This is a genomic window from Chitinophaga pinensis DSM 2588 (assembly GCF_000024005.1).
GTDB classification, from domain to species: Bacteria; Bacteroidota; Bacteroidia; order Chitinophagales; family Chitinophagaceae; genus Chitinophaga; species Chitinophaga pinensis.
The window spans coordinates 7,796,982-7,812,864 of the sequence record NC_013132.1; the positions used below are offsets into that span (position 1 = coordinate 7,796,982).

At 44.7% G+C, this 15,883-nt stretch carries 14 protein-coding genes and 1 pseudogene; 8 read left to right on the forward strand and 7 right to left on the reverse strand.

Annotation, left to right across the window (positions count from 1 at the left end):
- Positions 1-41: 41 nt before the first annotated feature.
- Positions 42-1,013, reverse strand: coding sequence for an aldo/keto reductase (locus CPIN_RS30550; protein WP_012793751.1), 972 nt, complete (start codon positions 1,011-1,013; stop codon positions 42-44).
- An 83-nt stretch (positions 1,014-1,096) separates the two neighbouring features.
- A complete protein-coding gene (locus CPIN_RS30555; protein ID WP_044220074.1) occupies positions 1,097-1,426 on the reverse strand; it encodes a hypothetical protein in 330 nt (109 codons plus the stop codon).
- A 31-nt stretch (positions 1,427-1,457) separates the two neighbouring features.
- Here CPIN_RS30555 and CPIN_RS39710 point away from each other — a divergent pair.
- A pseudogene (locus tag CPIN_RS39710) lies at positions 1,458-1,658 on the forward strand (LytTR family transcriptional regulator DNA-binding domain-containing protein); the annotation flags it as partial.
- Positions 1,659-1,717: 59 nt separating this feature from the next.
- On the opposite strand, the gene CPIN_RS30560 reads toward CPIN_RS39710, so the two are convergent.
- On the reverse strand, positions 1,718-1,966 hold the full coding sequence (locus CPIN_RS30560) for a hypothetical protein (RefSeq protein WP_012793752.1): 249 nt from the start codon (positions 1,964-1,966) through the stop codon (positions 1,718-1,720).
- Between the two features lie 144 nt (positions 1,967-2,110).
- Here CPIN_RS30560 and CPIN_RS30565 point away from each other — a divergent pair, with 144 nt between their 5' ends.
- A complete protein-coding gene (locus tag CPIN_RS30565; RefSeq protein WP_012793753.1) occupies positions 2,111-2,926 on the forward strand; it encodes an SDR family oxidoreductase in 816 nt (271 codons plus the stop codon).
- A 22-nt stretch (positions 2,927-2,948) separates the two neighbouring features.
- Entirely contained in the window at positions 2,949-3,857 is a 909-nt protein-coding gene (locus CPIN_RS30570) for a helix-turn-helix domain-containing protein (RefSeq protein ID WP_012793754.1), read from the forward strand.
- Positions 3,858-4,150: 293 nt separating this feature from the next.
- Here CPIN_RS30570 and CPIN_RS30575 read toward each other — a convergent pair whose 3' ends face one another.
- From CPIN_RS30575 to CPIN_RS30585, 3 genes are all read right to left on the reverse strand, one after another.
- The gene (locus CPIN_RS30575) at positions 4,151-4,903 is read right to left on the reverse strand and encodes a M57 family metalloprotease (RefSeq protein WP_012793755.1); all 753 of its coding nucleotides are present in this window, start codon (positions 4,901-4,903) and stop codon (positions 4,151-4,153) included.
- A gap of 393 nt (positions 4,904-5,296) precedes the next feature.
- Positions 5,297-6,607, reverse strand: a complete 1,311-nt coding sequence (locus CPIN_RS30580) for a DMP19 family protein (protein WP_012793756.1) — start codon at positions 6,605-6,607, stop codon at positions 5,297-5,299.
- A 189-nt stretch (positions 6,608-6,796) separates the two neighbouring features.
- Entirely contained in the window at positions 6,797-7,537 is a 741-nt protein-coding gene (locus CPIN_RS30585; RefSeq protein ID WP_012793757.1) for an SDR family oxidoreductase, read from the reverse strand.
- A 101-nt stretch (positions 7,538-7,638) separates the two neighbouring features.
- Between CPIN_RS30585 and CPIN_RS30590 the strand changes: the two genes are divergently transcribed.
- The 3 genes from CPIN_RS30590 to CPIN_RS30600 all read left to right on the forward strand — a co-directional run bounded on the left by CPIN_RS30590 (position 7,639) and on the right by CPIN_RS30600 (position 9,912).
- Entirely contained in the window at positions 7,639-8,214 is a 576-nt protein-coding gene (locus CPIN_RS30590) for a Crp/Fnr family transcriptional regulator (protein ID WP_012793758.1), read from the forward strand.
- Between the two features lie 98 nt (positions 8,215-8,312).
- Positions 8,313-9,056, forward strand: a complete 744-nt coding sequence (locus CPIN_RS30595; RefSeq protein WP_012793759.1) for a peptidase associated/transthyretin-like domain-containing protein — start codon at positions 8,313-8,315, stop codon at positions 9,054-9,056.
- A 100-nt stretch (positions 9,057-9,156) separates the two neighbouring features.
- On the forward strand, positions 9,157-9,912 hold the full coding sequence (locus CPIN_RS30600; protein WP_012793760.1) for a lysophospholipid acyltransferase family protein: 756 nt from the start codon (positions 9,157-9,159) through the stop codon (positions 9,910-9,912).
- Between the two features lie 98 nt (positions 9,913-10,010).
- Here the strand turns inward: CPIN_RS30600 and CPIN_RS30605 are convergent, their stop codons facing one another.
- Complete coding sequence (locus CPIN_RS30605; protein WP_063715346.1) at positions 10,011-12,755, reverse strand: putative LPS assembly protein LptD; 2,745 nt, start codon at positions 12,753-12,755, stop codon at positions 10,011-10,013.
- Positions 12,756-12,995: 240 nt separating this feature from the next.
- Between CPIN_RS30605 and CPIN_RS37215 the strand changes: the two genes are divergently transcribed.
- The gene (locus CPIN_RS37215) at positions 12,996-14,666 is read left to right on the forward strand and encodes an N-acetylmuramoyl-L-alanine amidase family protein (RefSeq protein WP_012793762.1); all 1,671 of its coding nucleotides are present in this window, start codon (positions 12,996-12,998) and stop codon (positions 14,664-14,666) included.
- Positions 14,667-14,884: 218 nt separating this feature from the next.
- Positions 14,885-15,883: an MlaD family protein gene (locus CPIN_RS30615; protein WP_012793763.1), complete on the forward strand. Its 999-nt coding sequence runs from the start codon at positions 14,885-14,887 to the stop codon at positions 15,881-15,883.

Consider the following 15,883-nt stretch of genomic DNA (forward strand, 5'->3'; position numbering starts at 1 on the left):
CCATAAAGTTATGAAAGCTGAACGTCTTCTGCTACAATCAGTTAACGTTGCAGATAAGTACTACCGAGAATCGCTCCGGGGGCGAAATCTGTATTTAACTGATTGATCTCTGCCGCTGTAAAGGAAATCTCCATCGCCTGCATATTTTCTGGCAGTCTGGATCTGCGGCTCATACTCACTAAAGGCATAATATGCTCACCCTGTCTGTTTACCCAGGCAATAGCCAGTTGTGTCGGTGTACAACCTTTCTCCCGCGCCAGCTGCTTCAACAGCTCTACCTTCTCCAGATTTTTAATCAGGTTATCCCCCTGAAAACGGGTGAAATGGGACAGATAAGTATCCGCCGGAAGTGGCGCCTTCATTTCGCCGGTCAGCAAGCCCTCCGCTGTATTAGCGAAAGCCACCACGCCAATGCCCAGTTCCTTCGCCGTCGGAAGCAGCTCGCTTTCTATCTGACGATCAGCCAGTGAATACCCTATTTCCAGCGCGCTCACCGGATAAACCGCATTGGCTTTCTTCAGCTGATCTGCTGTGATTTCAGAAACACCCAGGTGACGTACTTTCCCTTCCTTGATCAGGTCAGCCACAGTACCGATAACATCTTCCACCGGCACACTATCATTGAGCCTGCAGGGTTGGTAAAGATCGATGGTCTCTACGCCTAAACGCACCAGTGAATAATTTATAAAGTTCTTAATAGCTATCGGACGTATATCCAGCCCTATCAGCTGTCTGTTATGGAATATAGCGCCAAATTTCACACTGATAAACGCATCATCCCGTCTGCCCTTGATCGCCTTTCCTACTAACAGCTCATTGTGTCCGCTGCCATAAAAGTCACCGGTATTCAAAAAATTGATTCCTCTGTCCAATGCCTCCTGGATGGTGGCGATACTTTCTGCTTCATCATTAGTACGCGGTCCCCAGGTTGCTGACATACGCATACAGCCCAAGCCCAGTTTAGACACAAGCGGACCATTATTACCCAATGCTATTTTTTCAATTGTTGCCATTGTTATTGATTTAATACAACAAAGGTGAAGCTTTAAAAGCCCCACCGATTGCCCCAATAGCTCAATTTATTTGCCTGTATGGCTCACTTTTCTGAAGGTAACTGCCAGAACGCCCGATTGTTATTGGTATGATAATTAATGACATTTGTATTCCCTCTTACAGACGTCTCAAACATATCTACCGCAGGATCTTTACTGCCCACAGGCAACAACTCCACATACTGCAACAACTTACCTGCTGAGCGTGTCTGAGAATCATACGCGCTGTTTACCGGGCATATCAGCCGGTACATATGTTCCGCCATAAATGTATACAGGTATTGTTCTTTCTTTGTCGGCGTCTGGTGATAATTAGCGCCCGCATTCAGGTACATCGGCTTCCCGTTGACCAGTCGCTCCCGCACTTCTTCCACACTCAGGAAATTCCCCTAGCATACTACTGATAAAACGATCACCACTTACCAGACACTCACCTACTTTGAAGAAAAGCTCTCTGCGAATCATTTCGCCCGCGCACACCGTTCGTTCATTATCTCCTTTGACCACATTAGCTCCTACGCTGCTACACAGATAGAGATAGGCCCGCACAGTATCCCTATCGGAGCTTCCTATGCCCGTGACCTCATGAAAAAACTACAGGCATAGCCACGCAGTCATCGACTGACTACATGCGACTATGCCTGTTATAATGCATATAATAATGATCAACATTCTGAATAATCAGAAGAAAACTTTCCATTGATAGCATACAGCTTATCAATACGGATCTCTGTCTGGTCTTCCAGCTTCAGCCATTGCAGGCCATCCCGCTCAAAGACGCTTTCAATAAGGCCATTAGCGCGGGTAACACCGTTATCTTCGTATAAAATGCCTACCTTCTGTTTGCTCTCAAAAAGCTCCATTACATATGGATAAAACGTACCGCCAACCGGAATCGTATCTTTCTTGTCCATGGTGATTGTTTTTATATACACAAATTTACCTATTAAAGATCGCATAACCAATCTATCCGGAAATTGTACAAATCAAGCGTAGATATGTATAAGTCCGCGCACGTCCGGCGTCGGAAATTTGCGTCGTCATTAAAGCAATCACAAATGAAAAAGACAGTATTTATCACCGGCGCCTCTTCCGGTTTTGGCAAAGAAACAGTGCTAAAGTTTCATAACGAAGGCTGGAACGTAATAGCAACAATGCGCAACCCTGAAAAATATACCGAATTGTCAGCGCTCGAGAATGTGTGGATCACCCAACTGGACGTTACAGATAAGGCGGGTATTACACAGGCAGTTGCCCGCGGACTCGAAAAATTTGGCCGTATCGACGTACTCGTCAATAACGCTGGTTATGGTGCTATAGGATCAATTGAAGCAGCTTCAGATGAAATCATCCGTCGCCAGTTTGAAGTCAACCTTTTCGGCGTAATCGATGTTACCAAGGCAGTATTACCCGCCATGCGCAAACAGCAGGAAGGTGTCGTCATCAATATCTCTTCCATGGGTGGCCGTATTACCATTCCTTTCGGCGCACTGTACAATGCAACTAAATTCGCCCTGGAAGGACTGACAGAAGCTATGCAATATGAACTGAACCCGCTCGGTATAAAACTCAAACTTATTGAGCCCGGCAGCTATCGCACAAACTTCAATGGCAGTTCGATGGACTTCTTCGGCGCAGGTGATATTGCAGACTATCAGCCTTTCTTTGAGAAATTTACCGCCATCGCTAAAAGCCCCGGCAGAGGTAATGCCAATATCACAGAAGTCAGCGATGCCATCTACCTGGCAGCAACAGATAATACGGAACAGTTACGCTATGTGGTAGGCGCCGATGCGGCGAATATGATTAACTACAAACTGGAAAAAGGAGATGTGGCCTTTAAACAGTTGGTATCCGGACACTTTGGTATATAATTCTCTGACGTATCTTTAGGTTATGCAAAACAGCTATGTAGATATCAACACGATCAGTGAATTGCATACATTCTATGGATGTGGCAAACCACAACATCCGCTGATCACCGTTATCGACCTGCTGGCGGTGAACAGGGAAAATATTCCCGCTGATGGATCCTTCTATCGCCTGGGCTTCTACAGTATTTTTTGCAAGCAGTTCAAAGGGATCCTGAAATACGGCAGGTCACATTATGATTTCAGCGAAGGTTCACTGATGTTCACGGCTCCGCACCAGGTAACCGCCACCAGCAAGAATATGCAGATAGAAGAAGGCTGGGGACTGTTCTTCCATCCCGATCTTATTAACAACACCGCCCTTGGCAGAAAGATAAATGACTATAGCTTTTTTCACTATGCTGTAAACGAAGCGCTGCATTTGTCAGAAGAGGAAAAACGCACAATTGGTGAATGCGTTAATAACATCAGGAAAGAATATGCACAAAACATCGACAAACATACCCAGGGACTCATTCAAAGTAACCTGGAACTGCTGCTGAACTACTGCAACAGGTTCTATGATCGCCAGTTCTTCACACGGGCCCATATCAGCAATGATACCGTCGAACGTTTCGAACACCTGCTGAAAGACTATTTCTCACAGGAATCTTTAATCGAAGCAGGTCTGCCGGACGTAAAATACTTCGCGAGCCGTTTGCACCTTTCGCCCAATTACCTCTCCGATCTGCTTAATAAATACACCGGTAAAACAACGCAGGAACACATTCACCTGCAATTAGTAGACCGGGCTAAAACACTGCTCTGGAGCTCCGATAAACCAATCAGCGAAATCGCCTACGATCTGGGATTTGAGCATCCATCTCATTTTACAAAGATCTTCAAAAATAAGACAGGACAATCGCCGAAAGCTTTCAGGACAATTAGGAATTAGGAATTAAGAATTAAGAATTAAGAATTAGGAATTAAGAATTAGGAATTAAGAATTAGGAATTGCAGAAACAGACTGTCATAAATCAATAAACAGACTATTATTCATAGCTGAACAATAACACACCTGGTTATATAAAAGAGCGGCACTCTACCAGGAAAGCCGCTTCTTTTATATAGCATTAAGACAATTATCAATTAAAGAAAGCTCTTGGACTAGAAAACACCTCACTTAATACCATACGAAGCCAATAATAAATCAATTCTTAATTCTTAATTCTTAATTCCTAATTTCTATCATGGGTACAGCACCTGTGCAGCCTGGATATCTTTTGTAGACAATACGGTTGCACCGCTGCCACACTGACCGCCATTCATCAATGAAGACGCATCCGTACCACCTACACCAGGAACGGCAGTAGCACTTGATTCACCGATTGCTGACCAGTTCGTATGTCTGAAAGACACATTATGTCCCATCTCATGACAGATGGTACGTGCACGCTGTGCAAAACTGTTACCGGCAATATAGGCTTTGTTGATACGGATCGTACCACCTGCACGACCACCGGAAGGGAATGTACCGGAACCGCATACGCCACTGCCCAGATTACTGTCAATGATAATCACATCATAGGAAGAACCAGTAGTCACTGTCCAGTTGATAGAACAACCCGAAATAGCATTCCACTGGCTGATAGCAGAGTTAATCTCTGATGTCATGGAAGTCATGGAAGCATCAATGCGCAGACGGATGTTTGTCACATTGGTCGCAGATACCAGACTACCGGTATAATACTGTTCAGTTTTAGGCTTACCGGAAGGTATCTCCATGTCTTTAGGGAAGACGATATCTCCTTCGGCAATAAACTCTTTTGCATTTTCGACAACCGCATTGTCAGGGAATCCCAGATCGCGGATGTAAGCGCGTACTTTAGCGGCGTTATCATACTCTGTTTGTGGCGTCTCACCGGGACCTTCGGCTGACTTTTTACAGGCTGCAAAACAAATAGTCAGGAGGAGCAGCAGCGGAAGAAACATGTTTTTCATGTTGTTGCATTTAGGTTTTTAAAGTGAAAGATTAGGGTAATAAAAAAGCATTATATGGGCGCAGAACATCATCACCATGCTTACTACATAGGATACCACAGGAAAAGTTATTGAATAGCTACAGCGTTCACTTAAACGTCGGTATACATTAGGCTCTCAAAAAAAAGTTCTGCGAATTTGATTGACTCGATTTAGATCAGGCTGACAGATTTAGATTCGGGCTCTATCAATGTTACAACTATTTATTCAGCAAAGAAAGATATTTAATTGGGCGGCTGAGAAGAAATGTCAGTCAAATTATCTAAGTCGCCGCCCACGGATGTAGTGCAGAAAAAAATGGGCCATACCTCGCTGAAGAGACTGGCCCATTACATGAATACATTTTATTAAATTTTATTTTTGTTTCACTACCCGCACAAACTTTCCACTTTCATATTCTCTTATAGCCTCTTCATTACCATTGTCATCATATTCAATATTCAAACCGTGTTCTATCCCATTAATAAAGGTTCTTTTAAGCCACAATTTTCCATTCTGGTAACCAATTGATTCGCCATTAGATAAATAGTTTTCACAATTCACCACATAACTATAAAATGAAAATCTGCTGTTTTCTTCTTTAAAATCATAATCATAAAAAATACCATTCCCGTTAATTAATGTTTCCTTTCTGTTTTCGTCAAAACAAATCAGGTATTCACTCAATTTGTTGAAGCGTTCATTCTCAATTTTTTTAAGTGTGTGGTAACTTCTGATCTGTCCATCATCAAAATATCTCTTGATGTGAATTTTTTCCGTTTCGTCCTCCCAATATTGCGCTTTTATGATGCCGGTATCATAAAATCTATCTTTGAATACCATATTGGAATTATAGCTGTCTTTTACTATTTTTTTCGTATGTGATTCTAATTGCCCGTTCGGATAGTATTTCAGTGTATGTTCCATGTTCTTAACAGTATCATCACTTCTTGTCTCCTCGTATGGCAGCCCTTCTTTAAATTTCTTTTCAGCAACCTGCTTACCCTTACGATAGACTATCTCCTCCACTTTCACATCGTCCACATATTTTTCATATTTCCCTTCCGGCACGCCTTTCTTTACTTCTAAAACTTCTAAAATATTACCAGTCCTGTACTCCAACCGGCCGGTATATTTTTTATCTATTGGTTTAATAAACTGCTCCTGATGCTCTCTGATGAAAGCCTCAACATCCTTATATAATTGTGCGTTTATTTTGAAATAAGGAATGTTGTTTTGATTAATAGTGCTGAGCCTTCCTTTCAGATAACGGAAATACACCTTTTCAACCAGCTCATAATATTTTTTATTGGGCAATAGCTTTAAGCCGTTTAAAACCGGCGGGAAATATTTATCATAGCCATTGTCGATAAATTGGCTGAAACCGCCATTTGTCACCTGACCATCTAAATACCACCAGAAGAACAGCAACTTTTGTTCAGGTGATGTTATAGCAATCGCTTCTGTCAGGTCTAACTGGTTTTGCTCCAGATATTCAGCGACCATTTTTGACAACGGACTTAATACCGCCCAGTTAAAATCCATATTATGCAATCTGTAATAATCAACCGGCGATATCTCTGGTCTGATCTGGTTTTCCGGGTCTGTTTTACTATAAAGATCACCGTTTAAATGTTCTTCAATTAATTGTTTGTCCTCAGTTGATAGTTTGTTATTAGTCTTCATGGAATAAAATCTATTTGGTTATTCGGACACTTGCTGCCATTGGGAAGTAATAAATATACACATTTATTATAATGCAATAATCATAAAAGCGGACGATCCCTTCTGCAAGAAGAATCGTCCGCTTTTATTTTCACAGCAGCACCTTGCCACTGAATTCTTAATTCCTAATTCCTAATTCCTAATTCCTAATTAAACTAACACCCCGCCACCATCAACAGTCAGCACCTGCCCTGTCGCAAATGCCTGCTTCATCATATACACAAATGTCTGCGCAATATCTTCCGATACACCCACTCTCTTCACCAGCAATGCATTCCCAAGCGTCGTAAAAATATTTTCTCTGTCTGCCTCCGGCATACCATTCCACAAATTGGTTCTCACTACGCCAGGCGCAACCAGGTTCACTCTCACAGTCGCCAGTTCTACTGCCATAGCGCGGGTGAACCCTTCCATGGCCATACAGATACTGGATGCTACGCCCCATCCTGCATTCGGACGCTGACCTGAATTACCACCGGTAAGATTGATAGAACCACCTTTTCTGATATGCGGAGCCGCATATTTTACAGCAGCAAAAGCACCCCAGTAACGTACATTAAAAAATCGCTGTGCATCCGCGATGTTGGTTTTGTTGATCTCCTGTAAAGTCAGGTTCTCGCCTGCTGTATAAATCAGGTGATCAAAGCTCCCCGCCCCTTCAAAGAAAGCGCGGATGTTTTCTTCATGTGACAGGTCAACGGCATACCCTTCGCTACCAGCCGGCAATTGTTTCAGCGCCTCGTTAATACGCTGCTGATTACCTGATACGATAACTACCTTTGCGCCTTCTTCCGCAGCGGCAATAGCTGTTGCCAATCCTATACCGGAACTTGCTCCCAGTATAATCACCCGCTGACCTTCCAATGTCTGTTTCTTAGTCTGTTTTTCCATGATTATTCGTTTGATATGTCAAAGGTCGCCCCGGCAGAATTCCAGACACTGAACAAATGGTAAAAAAGGAATAACTGCATCAAATTGCAGATATTTGCTACATGGACAGCCAGCTATTCAATTATCTTCAACCAGGCAATACCTTTTCTGCAACAGAACAGGCGGAGATCCTGCATACCTTTGATCGTAAGACCTTCAAAGAAGGAGAAGTGCTGTTCCATTCGGGAAATGTTTGCAGACAATTGTTTTTTATCTGCAAAGGCGTGCTCAGGATATTGGTACAGGGAGACAATGGTAACGACGTGACCTACTTTTTCGTGAATGAAAATCACTTTTGTACCATCCTTAACAGCTTTATGACCCAGACACTCGCACATGAATCAATCGTAGCAGCCTGTGAACTGGAAGTGATGATGATTGACAGAGCCGCACTGCTGGACCTTTATAAGACATATCCCCTGCTGAAACCCCTGATAGATGCACGTATACAACAAGCCTTACTGGAAAAAATCAACACCCGTAATGCCTACCTGGGCCTCGATTCCACAGCCCGCTATCAGCTCTTCCTGGAAAAACAACCGGATATCGCCAGAAGGGTACAATTGAGCGACGTCGCCTCTTATCTGGGTATCACCCCGCAATCCCTCAGCAGGATCAGGCGCAATAAGGTTTTATAGGCTGTCTGTCCCTCCCAGGTGACCGTTCATCTAAAATGAAATGTTAATATTTCACGTATTCTTGATTATCTTTTTTAGCTGCCTTAGCTTAGCCCATAATGAGTAATTCTACCCTTTTACTAAAAACGGTCCTGTTTTTTATACTGGTGCTGGCAGGCGGAATCGCCACAGCGCAGGTACGGGTATACGGTACAGTATACGATCGTTCCGGCCGTTTTGGTATGCCCTATGTCAGCGTTATGAGTTCCAGTGGCGGCGGTACCGTTACCGACTCCCTGGGTCGCTATAGCCTCAATATGGCCCCTGCCGATTCCCTCAGCTTCTCCTACCAGGGAAAAGCCACCATGAAAATTCCGGTAGCGGAAATCCCGCGTAACCGTCCTTTCGATACAAAAATACACGTAGACGTTACGACCCTGCCTACTGTTATCGTGGAAGAAAAAAGAAGAACTTATCAGATGGATTCCATCGCCAACCGTATGGAATATCAGAAGGTATTTAACTTCAGTCCGGAATATATCAGCACCGGCAGTACGGTCGTAGGCTTCAACCTCGACGCCCTGCTCTCCATGCGGAAGATCAAAAGAATGGAACGATTCAGAGATCACCTGATAGAACTGGAACAGGAAGATTACGTCAATCACCGTTTCAATAAAGCCCTGGTAAAAAAACTGACCGGAATCAGCGATTCCACCGCCCTGGAAGCCTTTATGCAACGCTATCGCCCCAGCTACTACCAGATCCTTGAATACGATACAGAATACGATTACTTCAGATACATCAAAGACCTCGCCCGCTATTTCAGATATGACTGGAAACGCGAGCATCCCGAAAGCAAATAGGCTTTTTTAGTACGTCCGCCGCAGGCATGTACGCATATATAGGAGATAGTCCCTATATTTATATATAAATTACAGGGACTCAAGAATAACTCCGACAGATATGAAATGGCTTACGAACCTCCTGGCCAGGTTATACGCTACTTATGCATTGATCGTCTTTATCTGCACTATGCTGATCATGCTGCTGCCTATGTGGCTGGTCTCATTACTTCCTGGACCCAGGAATATCCGTTATTTCATGACCCTCGGACGGGCCTGGATGCATGTATACATGCCATTGATCTTTTGTCCGGTAAGGGTGAAAGGCAAAGCATACTTCGATTCCGATCAGCCCTACATCATCGTGTGTAACCACAATTCCATGATGGACGTTCCCACCACTACCTACGCCATTCCTGCTGCCAGCAAGAGCCTGGCCAAAGAAGAAATGAAGAAGGCGCCTATCTTCGGTATCATGTATAAGGTAGGTTCCGTGCTGGTGAACAGGCATGATCCGGAAAGCCGGAAACGTAGCGTAGCAGAAATGAAAGAAGTGCTCAGCGACGGCGTACACATGCTGTTATACCCGGAAGGTACGCGTAACAAAACCGACGATCCGCTGAAATCTTTCTACGACGGCGCATTTACACTGGCCATCGAAACCCACAAACCGATCCTGCCGGCCGTTATTTTTAATACGCGTAAGATTATGCCGCCGGGGAAAGTATTTTATGCCCTTCCGCACGCAATAGATATTCATTTTCTGGCGCCGGTGGATACGACAGCACTGACATCCGCTGATCTGGAATCATTAAAAGAAAGGGTGTTTAAAACGATGTGGGAGCATATCGAACAACACTGGAAACAAAAAGCATAAACTGCATCATTAAAAGGCACAAGCCGTCTATATAAAAACGAAGAAGGCGCATATGATATGCGCCTTCTTCGTTTTTATATCTTTCACTAACCGCGTAACTACAAATCGTAGAACGTTCGCGATCGGTTGATCCTCAGATCTCTTAGAATACCTGACTTCGGACTGATCGTAATACTGAACTGACGATATGTACCGATTGGCACCAGGTTGATCGACATCTGCCAGCAGTGCAGATCACGGGAAATATACATATTGGTATAAGCCAGCTTCTGCTCGTTAAAGTTATAACCACTGGTTACACCGATCTTCCATTTTGGCGTCAGACTGAAATCACCGTTAAAGCTAAGGTACTGGTTGAAAGTATTTACAACGCCACCCGAGTCAACAAGGATCTGTTTGGAATAAGTCATACTATAAGACAGATCCAGCTTCCATGGAATATCGAAATCCACATATTCACCCGGATTTCTTCTTACCTGCTCCAGCTGACGCTGTTGTGCCTGGAAAGCCGCATCTGTACTCTGTTCGTTTTCTATATTATTGATCTGCTGTTCTTTATCTTTTGCTTTCTTGTCCTGCGACTGGAATGAGGTACTCATAGCGATGCTCGCATTTGTCAGGCGCCCAAGGCTCAGTTTACCGGTGTTCCATACATAGTTATCCAGTCTTCTGCCACGTGAGTTTACCTCGTACGGATCAATACTACCGCTGGCTGTAATGTTCAGTTTATCAAACAGGTTGGTACGCGCATAGATACTGAACGGGGCCAGTTTAAAGCTGTCTGCCAGCAGGTTATAGGATGTATTGATACCAAAACCATCCAGCAGCTTGATCTTCTTCTCATGGTTGGCAGAGGTATCCTTTTTAGAGAAGACCTTCATTTCCAGGTTGTTATCTAATCCGAAGGAGATCGATCCGGCCCGCCCGTCTGAAGGTACACCCACCGAAGAACTGAGGAAGTAAGATTGTCTTAAAGTTTCCCCTTCTCTGTTATACTGCAGATAATAATAAGCGTCTTTGGCCAGGTCAGGCTGGTAACTCATACTGATCGTAGGGCGCATCACGTGTCGGATGGCCTTGATCTTGGAAGTCTTGCTGAACTGATACATACCATACACAGCAGTGGACAGTGAAATACTGGCACTTGCCTGTCTGGCGGTATAAAACCCGGATTCGTACGTTGTATCGATGCCACCCAGGGAGTCAATGCTGACACGCTTTCCGGGATTCCAGGTCCTGATTGTCTTTTTGGTAAACCAGTATTCTGAATAACTCACACCCGGTGACAGGGTAAAGTTCTTGAACACCGGAATGGAGAATGAAATAGGCAGGGAGTGCTTCACACCTGACTGCAACGCATCAAACATCTTCGACTTACCAAACACAGAATCCTTAAAGGTCACACTGTTATTCAGGGTACCATTATACCCTATCCCCAGTTTATGATACCATTTCGCTTTGCCTATCACTTCTTTTGGCTGGAAAGGATAGATAGTATTCATGGTAAATGTGGCTGACGGGAATGCGATGTTCACGTCACGGGTGGTCAGGTTCTGTGAGTGTGAAAGGCTGGAGGTAAAGTTGAAAGGCTTACCCTGCCAGGTCTTTGAAAAGTTGATGGATGATGATAAAGTATTGGTCACGCGCGAAGCATAGTCAAATACGTTATAGGTATTGAACTTTGCCGTACCGAAGTTCACATTCGCACCGAAGGTGATACCCGGACGGGCCTTGCTGTCCATACTATGATTCCAGGTAAAACGGAAGTCACGGGATTTGGTGAACTCTGATTTTACTGCCGGATCACCGAAACGGGTATTGGCAATACTCAGGGTAAAACCACCATTATAATGATAACGCTTGCGGTAAGTAGGACTGGCCATTAACTGCCAGCTACCATAAGAATAGATCTCACCACGCAGGGTCATATCAAAATTATCACCCAGACCTATATAATAACCACCGTTCTGTAAACCCATCCCCTTTTGTGCATTCACGATATAACTCGGCACCAGGATACCTGATTGTTGTCCGTGTGTGATCGGGAATATGGCAAAAGGTATAAATAAAGGCGTTGGGACACCCTCGATCTCAAGATTTGCAGGACCGGATATAACCAGTTTATCAGGAATTACCTTGATTTTATTAGCCCTGAACTGGAAGTGAGGCGTATCCAGATTACAGGTAGTATAACCGTTTTTGTAACCAAAGATGCTGTTGTCAGGTTCGCGTTTGGTCTGCTCACTCAACACAAATCCTTCCCCATACTGTGAACGCGTATGGATGATCTTTGCACGATGTGTTGCGATATTCACTCTCAGGGTATCTGAGTCGAAAGCCTGTCCATTATCTTCCAGTTGCGGGCGTCCATAAGGTTTACCGGCAGTATCGGTCGCTGTGGTAGCTTCCATAATACCCGTAGCCTGGTTATAGGTCATACGCTCTGCATTCAGTGTCGTTTTCTGATATTTGGTATTGGCAGTACCATAGAAATAGAAACGTTTATCCGGTACGAGGAGGACGATAGAGTCTTTTGCCTTATAAGTAATAGGCGCTTCCAGACTATCTTTCGATACCTTTGGTAAATCCAGACTATCCGTACCGGTATTCTCGTCAGGGAAACCTTCTTCGGTCGCCTTCGGCTCCTCAGTACTAACCGGCGCCTCTTTCTGAGGCAGTTTGTTAGTATCAGGAACGACAGGTTTCGTATCCGGTTTTGGTACGGTATCTGTGAAACTTTTGTTAAAACGTCCTCCGGCATTTGGCGCGGGAGTTGCTACTGCGTTTATTATAAAAGGAATGGCAATTAATATACCTGCAAAAGTCAGGTATATCCGTCGCAAAAACTTTTTATAATTATTTTTGTAATTCAGGTGCATGTGTTAAGCGGGCACAAACCTACAAGATTTTATACAAATTATTATCAATTGTAAAACGAAAATGAGCGCCAGGCCAAACAAAGCATCCAGTCATTTATCGAAGGACAAAATACGAACGACAATCCAAGGAACAAAGCGGACGCTGCGCTCCCTGAACAATTTAACAGAATACTAACGCCCATTAAATTATATAAAAACTGAATCATGCGCTGGAACCGATTTTGGATATTTTTCGGATGTGCCATCTTCCTGGGGACTATCCTACTTTACGCGACGAACCGACCTCTTATTGGCAAAAAACAAAATCCTCCGCTCAGGACCATCATTATCGATCCAGGCCATAGTGCGCAGACACCTGGCGCCCGTGGCAAGTTTTCTACCGAAGAAGGTGTAGTGCTGGACGTGGCCCTGAAACTGGGGAAGATCATCGAGGAAAACATGAAGGACGTACGTGTAGTATATACGCGTAAGACCAGGAACGCCCTGGGCTCCACCCTCCGTGCCGACCTGAATGAAAGAGCGATTATCGCCAACAGGGAAAAAGGAGACCTTTTTATTTCAATTCACTGTAACTCAGCAGGTCCTACCCGTAGAGTGACCGGCTACAAAACCGTCTATATCAAGAAAGGTAAAAAGAAAGTGCCCGTAAAAAGAGCCATCTATGCTACCTCACCAAGCACCGCCCAGGGTACCGAAACCTATGTATGGGCTACCGGTAAGAACAATGCCAAAACAGAATCACTGAAAGAAAGCTCCGTAATCATGCTGGACGCCAACTCGGAAGATGCGAATTCCGTATTGGATATGTCTGATCCTGAAACCTTTATATTATTAAATACCCTTCGTAACGCCTATTTCGACCAGAGCCTTCGCCTGTCTACCCTCATTGAAGACGAATTCACCAATGTAGGCCGTATCAGCCGTGGCGCCCGTCAGCGTGATGAAAAAGGTATCTGGGTCCTCCAGGCTACCGCCATGCCAAGCGTACTGGTGGAACTGGGCTTTATCAGCAATCCGGAAGAAGAAGACTACCTGAACTCCGACAAAGGACAACAGGAAGCCGCTGCCTGTATCTTCAAAGCCATCAAACGTTATAAAGATGAACTGGGCCGTTACAGCGCGCCCGAAGACAGGCAGTCTGCCGCTCCCGCTTCCTCCGAACAGTCCACTCCTGTCAGCTACCGCTCCCCTAAATCCAGGAGCAATGATGCCCGGAATGCGGTAGCAGCCACAAAAACAAAGACCCCGGCGGCAGTTGCATCCAGCTCAAAGAACAAAACAGCTACCCGTCAGGTAGCTGTCCGGAAAGAACCGGAAGCGCCCGCCTATAAATATGATATCCAGCTGCTCGTCAGTGACAAAAAGTACACCCGGGACGCCGCTATCTTTAATAAACTAAGGGGAACCATCCGAAAAGAACAGCTGGTCGCCAACAGTAAAAAGATCAATAAGTATAAATATATATGGGGCAGTTTCCGGTCCCAGGCAGAAGTCAATGCTGCTTTGCGTCAGGCAAAGCAGCTTGGCTTCCGGAAAGCGGTCCTGGTAGGACAGAGCAGTACCAAAGGCCAGCTGGCAGCAGCCGGATCTGCTCCCGCTGCTATCCCTTCTATTCCTAAAGTCAGCTTTAAATATGATATACAGCTGGTCGTTACCGATAAAAAATATACCCGCAGCGCTCCCGTCTTCAAAGACTTACGCGGCACGATCGTCCGGGTGTCAGTCGTCATCAACCGCAAAACCCTTAATAAATATACCTGGGTGAACTTCAAAACCGAAAAAGAAGCCAACATCGCACTCAGCAAAGCAAAAAAAGCAGGCTTCTGGAACGCCACCGTAGTAACCGCAGATAATAACCGTATCGCCAGCAGATAAACCACTCCAACCTAGCCAATACACCACACACATTCCCGTTACCTGACCCGCCCCAAGATCTCCTTTAACAATATATTAGATTAATTTCTCCCGAAAAGCTGCATATTTGCCTGCCGTCATCGAAAACGGTATCAGATTTGGTATAGACGCCCGGCATCCGGATTGTGATTGCCCGCAACCTTTTTTGATTATTTTTGTAGCAACGTATAACGTATTCTATGCTTAAAGTATCTAACGAAACCAAAGTAGGCGTCCTTGCAGCTATATCAATTGCATTGCTGATTTTGGGTTTTAATTTGTTAAAGGGAAAAAGCCTTTTTTCAACCAGTAAGAAAATTTACGCCGTATATACCCAGGTAAATGGCCTTCAACCATCCGCAACCGTTCAGGTGAACGGACTCGTGGTAGGTAGCGTGTCTAACCTGGAAATCATGGATAAGAACGCCGGAAGGATCCTGGTGGAACTGCGTATCACCAAAAAGATCGACATCCCGCAAAACTCAGTGGCACGCATCTCCAGCGACCTGTTAGGTACCAAAACCGTACAGATCGACTTCGGTAACGCCAATGCCTATCTGCAAAGCGGCGATACCATCTATGCCGCTGTCGATGGTTCCATCACCGACGCACTCAAAGAACAACTGAACCCGCTCGTGAAAAAACTTGAAGGTACCCTGGGTTCCGTAGACTCCGTTCTGCTCACCGTCAATTCCATCTTCGATCCGTCTACAAAAGGTAACCTGCGTGAAGCCATCGCTCACCTGAATACCACCATGAACAACTTTACCCGTACCTCCGCCTCTTTAAATGGTATGCTGGACCCTCAGCACGGAAATGTAAAGGCGACGTTCGACAACCTGGAAGCACTGACCGCTAATCTTAAAAACAATAACGATAAAATCACCGCCATACTTGGTAACGCAGAAAAAACAACTGCCGCCCTCGCAAACGGTGAACTCGATAAAACACTGGTGCAATTACATCAGCTGTCCACACGCCTGAACGAAACAATTACCAAATTAAATAGTACCGACGGTTCCGTAGGCCTCATGCTGAACGACAAGCAGGTATATAATAATCTGCAAAACTCACTCAGTAACCTGAACAAACTGCTGGAAGATCTGCGCGTGAATCCAAAACGTTACGTACACTTCTCCCTGTTCGGTAAAAAAGCGAAAGTACAGCCCATACCATCTGACACCGCGAAGGCACTATAA

Excerpts from the sequence above, each read along its gene's own strand:
- CPIN_RS30600 (WP_012793760.1), top strand. The coding sequence starts at position 9,157 with ATGAAATGGCTTACGAACCTCCTGGCCAGGTTATACGCTACTTATGCA.
- CPIN_RS30590 (WP_012793758.1), top strand. The coding sequence starts at position 7,639 with ATGGACAGCCAGCTATTCAATTATCTTCAACCAGGCAATACCTTTTCT.
- CPIN_RS30615 (WP_012793763.1), top strand. The coding sequence starts at position 14,885 with ATGCTTAAAGTATCTAACGAAACCAAAGTAGGCGTCCTTGCAGCTATA.
- CPIN_RS30585 (WP_012793757.1), bottom strand. The coding sequence starts at position 7,537 with ATGGAAAAACAGACTAAGAAACAGACATTGGAAGGTCAGCGGGTGATT.
- CPIN_RS30575 (WP_012793755.1), bottom strand. The coding sequence starts at position 4,903 with ATGAAAAACATGTTTCTTCCGCTGCTGCTCCTCCTGACTATTTGTTTT.
- CPIN_RS30570 (WP_012793754.1), top strand. The coding sequence starts at position 2,949 with ATGCAAAACAGCTATGTAGATATCAACACGATCAGTGAATTGCATACA.
- CPIN_RS30550 (WP_012793751.1), bottom strand. The coding sequence starts at position 1,013 with ATGGCAACAATTGAAAAAATAGCATTGGGTAATAATGGTCCGCTTGTG.
- CPIN_RS30560 (WP_012793752.1), bottom strand. The coding sequence starts at position 1,966 with ATGGACAAGAAAGATACGATTCCGGTTGGCGGTACGTTTTATCCATAT.
- CPIN_RS30595 (WP_012793759.1), top strand. The coding sequence starts at position 8,313 with ATGAGTAATTCTACCCTTTTACTAAAAACGGTCCTGTTTTTTATACTG.
- CPIN_RS30565 (WP_012793753.1), top strand. The coding sequence starts at position 2,111 with ATGAAAAAGACAGTATTTATCACCGGCGCCTCTTCCGGTTTTGGCAAA.
- CPIN_RS37215 (WP_012793762.1), top strand. The coding sequence starts at position 12,996 with ATGCGCTGGAACCGATTTTGGATATTTTTCGGATGTGCCATCTTCCTG.
- CPIN_RS30580 (WP_012793756.1), bottom strand. The coding sequence starts at position 6,607 with ATGAAGACTAATAACAAACTATCAACTGAGGACAAACAATTAATTGAA.